This is a genomic window from Terriglobus sp. YAF25, from assembly GCF_052113305.1.
Classification (GTDB): Bacteria; Acidobacteriota; Terriglobia; order Terriglobales; family Acidobacteriaceae; genus Terriglobus.
Genome location: NZ_JBFRCY010000765.1, coordinates 1 through 2,110, shown reverse-complemented (window position 1 = coordinate 2,110; position 2,110 = coordinate 1). Strand labels below are relative to the sequence as shown.

Genomic DNA, 2,110 nt, shown 5'->3' with positions numbered 1-2,110 from the left:
ACGCGAAGCTTCAGGCCGCTCTTCAGATTGCCCAGGCTCTTCATGCCGCGGGGCACCAGGCGTACTTTGCTGGAGGGTGCGTGCGTGATCTGCTGCTGGGGCTCACCCCGAAGGATTATGACGTGGCCACCTCRGCGACGCCGCAGCAGGTGCAGGCTATCTTTCCGAAGACCGCGGCGGTAGGGGCGCACTTCGGCGTGATCCTCGTGATGACGCCGGGACCGGAGTATCCCGGGCCTGAGGCGGCGGATATCGCCACCGAGGTGGCGACCTTCCGCAACGACGGCTCGTACTCCGATGGACGCCGGCCCGACCAGGTGACCTTCTCGACCTCGCCGCAGGAGGATGTCCGGCGCCGCGACTTCACCATCAACGGCATGCTGCTTGATCCGGCGAGGTTCGCAGGTGGAGCTACAGCCGAAGCGGCAACACTCGACTTCGTCGGCGGCCGCGAGGATCTGCGTGCGCAGCTGGTGCGTGCTATTGGCGACGCGCGGCTGCGCTTTACGGAAGACAAGCTGCGCATGCTGCGGGCGGTGCGTTTCGCGGCACGGCTCGGATACAACATCGAGCCATCGACACATGCAGCCATCCGTGAGCTGGCTTCGCAGATCCACCAGGTTTCTCCGGAGCGGGTGCGTGATGAGTTGACGCGCATGCTGACGGAGGGGAACGCCCACGTGGCATTGAAATTGTTGGACGAGACCGGTCTGCTTGCCGAGGTATTGCCGGAGGCGAAGAAGCTGCAGGGCGTGGAGCAGCCACCACAGTATCACCCCGAGGGCGATGTGTGGGTTCACACACTGCTGCTACTCAAGAAGCTTCCACCCAGGCCGCCGGCGACCCTGGCGTGGGGAGCGCTGCTGCATGACATCGGCAAGCCCGCGACCTTTCGCCGCGCGCCCGATCGTATCCGCTTCGATGGTCATGTGGAAGTGGGCGAACGGATCGCCGTAGAGATCCTGAACCGCCTTCGCTTTTCTAACGAAGACAAAGAACAGATTCTGGCGCTGATTCATAACCACATGAAGTTTGCGGATGTGATGCATATGAAGCAGTCGACGCTGAAGCGTTTTCTGCGCATGCCTCGCTTTGAGGAGCATCTGGAACTTCACTATCTGGACGCGTCGTCGGCGAGCGGAAATTTGGAGCTCTATGAGTTTACGAAGAAGCACTACGAAGAGACTCCTGAAGACGCGATCAAGCCGGAGCTGCTGGTGAACGGCAGAACACTGATCGACGCCGGCTACAAACCCGGGCCGAAATTTACGGAGATGTTGCGCGCGGCGGAAGATGCACAGCTCGAAGGGCAGATTCATTCCACGGAAGAAGGTCTGACATTGGTTGCGGAAGAGTTCGGCTTGCCGGAGTAGGAGAACAATCCGCATCTGGGGCTAGGACGATACGTAAATGGCGTGGTTGTTTCGTCAGGGTTTGCTTAAGGGCAGGGCTTTTTAGCCCCTGAGGGCATTGCTATCACAGGTACCTCAGCGGCTAAAGCCGCGATATTTTTGCAGCTATTTCGGCACGGCTGAAGCCGTGCCCTTAAGCAAGACGAAAGACGAAAGACGAAGACAAAAGCAGAAGCAGAAGCAGAAGCAGAAAAGCGATCGTGGAGTCGATCCGACCTCTCTTGTTTGTTAACTTTCCTCCGCAACCGCGCGCAGTGTTCAGGTGTCTTTCCCGATGTAGCCTTCCATCACATCATGCGTCGCCTTCTGCTTGCCCCCGCCTTTGCTGTCACGCTTCATGCCGCTGTGCTTGGCCACATGCAGCCGGCCGAACCTTTGACGGAGGCTCGCATACACACGCTTCCCGTCGCGGAGCAGCCGGTGTGGCTGGATTATCTTGCCCGTTCACAGAAACAGCGCCTGGCAGACAAGGCCGCCCTGGCGGCGGAGTTGAAGGCGGCGGGACGGACGGAGTCGATTCACTCCAAGACCGGCCACGGCGCGAACTCCATGCCATTGAATCGTGAGGCAGGTTTTTACGCCTCGGCCGAGGCGCACACCACCGCCGAAAACATCGTCAGCTTTCAGACTCCGGCCGGTGGATGGAGCAAGAACATCGAGATCGATAAACATCACCGCCAGCCGGGTGAAGACTACGC

Annotated in this window: 1 protein-coding gene and 1 pseudogene; both read left to right on the top strand. The window is 59.9% G+C overall.

The window, feature by feature from the left end; genetic code table 11:
- A partial coding sequence (locus AB4043_RS23445; RefSeq protein WP_442308254.1) for a CCA tRNA nucleotidyltransferase occupies positions 1–1,373 on the top strand: 1,373 nt, incomplete at its 5' end.
- Between the two features lie 333 nt (positions 1,374–1,706).
- Positions 1,707–2,110, top strand: a pseudogene (locus AB4043_RS23440) (pectate lyase); the annotation flags it as partial.